The organism is Desulfobaccales bacterium (genome assembly GCA_041648175.1).
Taxonomy (GTDB): domain Bacteria; phylum Desulfobacterota; class Desulfobaccia; order Desulfobaccales; family 0-14-0-80-60-11; genus 0-14-0-80-60-11.
Window position 1 is genome coordinate 1 of sequence record JBAZPO010000066.1, and the last position, 3,148, is coordinate 3,148.

Consider the following 3,148-nt stretch of genomic DNA (forward strand, 5'->3'; position numbering starts at 1 on the left):
CGGCGCGGTCGTGTAATCGCACAAGTGGGCCTGACTGTGAGACGGACATGTCGATCAGAAGCGAAAGCTGGTGATAGTGATCCGGCAACCGAGCATATTACTATGCTCTTACCACGTGGGTGGGTTGTCGCTCAACGGATAAAAGTTACTCTAGGGATAACAGGCTGATCGGTTCCAAGCGCCCATAGCGACGAACCGGTTTGGCACCTCGATGTCGGCTCATCGCATCCTGGGGCTGGAGAAGGTCCCAAGGGTTTGGCTGTTCGCCAATTAAAGCGGTACGCGAGCTGGGTTCAGAACGTCGTGAGACAGTTTGGCCTCTATCCTCCGTGATCGTTTAGACAATTGAGGGAACTTGCTCCTAGTACGAGAGGACCGGAGTGAACGAACCTCTGGTGTGCCTGTTGTCGCGTCAGCGGCATTGCAGGGTAGCTATGTTCGGTAGGGATAACCGCTGAAAGCATCTAAGTGGGAAGCCCATCCCAAGATCAATTGTCCCCATAATCCCCCTGGAAGATTACCAGGTAGATAGGCTACAGGTGTACGCACGGTAACGTGCTCAGCCGAGTAGTACTAACGGGAGATTGAACATGTATGTTTGTTCTGTGCTGTTCATGTTTCATTCGCGGGCAATACGTGGACATGATGAAGCTTTGAGCGATGAGCTATGAGCTATGAGATTATTCTCACAGCTCACAGCTCAAAGCTCACAGCTTCTCTGGTCCATGTTCTGTACTGTACAATCCGCAACGTTCTTTCCTTTCATCAGCATTCCGTCTTGGTGCCTATAGCCCCGGGGAAACACCCGTTCCCATTCCGAACACGGCAGTGAAGCTCGGGCGCGTCGATGGTAGTGAGCCGTACGGTTCGCGAGAGTAGATCGGTGCCAAGACAGAGTGCTGAAAAGCGCGAAAGGAAATCTTATCGGTTTCCTCTCGTGTGCTCTCTTTCCTTTCAAGGAGTCCTCACAAGTGGGGCCCACAAGATCCACTTGTTCGGACAGTTTGTTGAAATGTATTCCTGATTTTTTGATATTGTCTTTACCGCATACATATGCGGTTTTTTTGAAGTTTGACTACAGATATATCTATGTGCAAAATATGGTTATGGTTACTCAAAGATTTAGAGAATCGGACCCCGGTTCCTCGGTGCTCGGCGATGTGTTGCCTTGGAAAAGAATTGATGATGCCGGGAATCTGGGACGAGAAACGGCATCACGACTAAGGCAAGCTGGCATGAGCCCCGCCGCCGAACAATTGGAAGAACTCCTTGCTGGTATGCATGACCGATTACTTGAGTTGGCGTCGAGGCCACAGAACGACCCATCTGCCAGTGAACAGGCGATGGCACTGATTGTGGCGCTGGAAGGAGATTTGCATGCGGGGATTGCAGCTGTCACGCATGCGGATGAGGGCTTCTAGGTAGAGCATTACGCGCCTCGGAGAGGCGCTCCCTTGGGTGGAGGAAATTTTTTCAACATGGGAGCGGGTCTCCGACCCGCGTAGGAATGGGTGACAGGGTACTCGAAAAAGTTGACTTGCCAGCATTTGGTTCTACAATGCGGCATCTTCTTCTATTCCCATGACTCCAGAACGTCCAAGATCCGAGACCGGACCCGTGAAGGCAGACCAGCTGCGGCTCATCGGCCAATTCGCGTTTTTCCGCAGTGCTCAAGAACTCAGAAATATTTTGGCAGGTCCGGAAAGCAAAGCAGCGGAAGCAGGAGTGGCTGCCGACAGAGCACCGGAAACCGCATACGAGCGTAATTGAAGCGAAGAAACAGCGTGTTACTACATGAATACAAGAGAAGAAAAAGGAACTGCGCTACTCTGATACTCATGCAGGAACGATTGCAGAAGATTCTCTCGGCTCGCGGTATTTGCTCGCGTCGCAAGGCCGAGGAATACCTTCTTCAGGGTTTGGTGAAGGTTAATGGGAAAACAGCTGTGCTGGGGCAGAAGGCCGATCCTGCAACCGACTGGATCATCGTTGCCGGCAAAGTGGTCCAGGATCGCAGGGAAATGCTCTATTACGTGATGAACAAGCCGGTGGGGGTGGAAACGACGAACGTTCCGCGTTCCGCGTTCCGCGTTCCTCGTTCTGATACTGCAAAGCCTAGGTCAGCTGTCCAAGTCTCAACGCGTAACTTTCAACGCGCAACGCGCAACAATGCGACCGTTCGCGATCTCCTTCCGGAAAATCTGCAAGGGAAGATCTTCCCCATCGGCCGCTTGGATAAAGATTCCTCCGGGCTATTGCTCTTCACGAACGACGGCGTGCTTGCTTACCGCCTGACCCATCCAAAATTCAATCATGACAAGGAATACGATGTCATTTTTGATCGGCCAGTCAGCCCTATGGTTTGCAGAAATATCGAAGAAGGGTTCGAGATGGACGGCTCGAGAACCAAGCCGCTGAAAGTGAAAAAAATCGCTCCAACCAGGGTTCGGATCGTTCTGACGGAGGGGAAGAACCGTCAGATTCGGAGGATGTGCCAACACTTCGGGTACACTGTAAAGTCTCTCAGACGTATAAGAATTTTGACATTGAATGATGAACGTCTGAAACCGGGAGCTATTCGAGCCCTGTTAGAAGCCGAAAAAGTGGCGCTCTTACATGCAGTTGGGCTATAATAATTGAATGGACATCAAGCTCATCTCCCACGGGGCCGCGCGCGAAGTTACAGGGAGCTGTCATGAGCTCCGGATTGCGGATAAACGGATTCTCTTGGATTGCGGCCTCTTCCAGGGCAGGAGACGCGAAACCGCGGAGAAAAATGCCACCTTCGGCTTCGATCCGAAGGCGGACATCGATGCCGTCATCCTGAGTCATGCACACATGGATCATGCCGGGCGCATTCCCCTGCTCTATAAGAAGGGCTTCGCCGGGGCGGTATTCTGTACGTACGCAACACAGGACTTAACGGATGTCATGCTCCAGGATTCCGCTTATATCCAGGAGAAAGATGAGGAGTACTTTCGCAAGCACCTGGCGAAATCCATGATTCCGTCTACGGGTCCTCTCTACACACAATCGGATGCCAAAGAGTGCATGAAGCTCTTCGTCGGGAAGAACTACGGCGAGCGTTTTCAGGTGATCCCGGGAGTGACGTGTACCTTGCTGGAGGCGGGCCACATCCTCGGTTCCG

At 52.2% G+C, this 3,148-nt stretch carries 3 protein-coding genes and 2 rRNA genes; all 5 read left to right on the forward strand.

All coding sequences use genetic code 11. The features are described 5' to 3' along the window. Positions 1 to 597, forward strand: a 23S ribosomal RNA gene (locus WC600_19035); the annotation flags it as partial. Between the two features lie 180 nt (positions 598 to 777). After that, positions 778 to 892: ribosomal RNA gene (gene rrf, locus WC600_19040) — 5S ribosomal RNA — on the forward strand. Between the two features lie 112 nt (positions 893 to 1,004). Then, positions 1,005 to 1,421 (forward strand): hypothetical protein, encoded by a 417-nt coding sequence (locus tag WC600_19045; protein MFA4904825.1) that lies wholly within the window; start codon positions 1,005 to 1,007, stop codon positions 1,419 to 1,421. Between the two features lie 429 nt (positions 1,422 to 1,850). Next, positions 1,851 to 2,633, forward strand: coding sequence for a pseudouridine synthase (locus WC600_19050; protein ID MFA4904826.1), 783 nt, complete (start codon positions 1,851 to 1,853; stop codon positions 2,631 to 2,633). Positions 2,634 to 2,640: 7 nt separating this feature from the next. Next, on the forward strand, positions 2,641 to 3,148 hold a 508-nt coding region (locus tag WC600_19055; GenBank protein MFA4904827.1), incomplete at its 3' end, for an MBL fold metallo-hydrolase.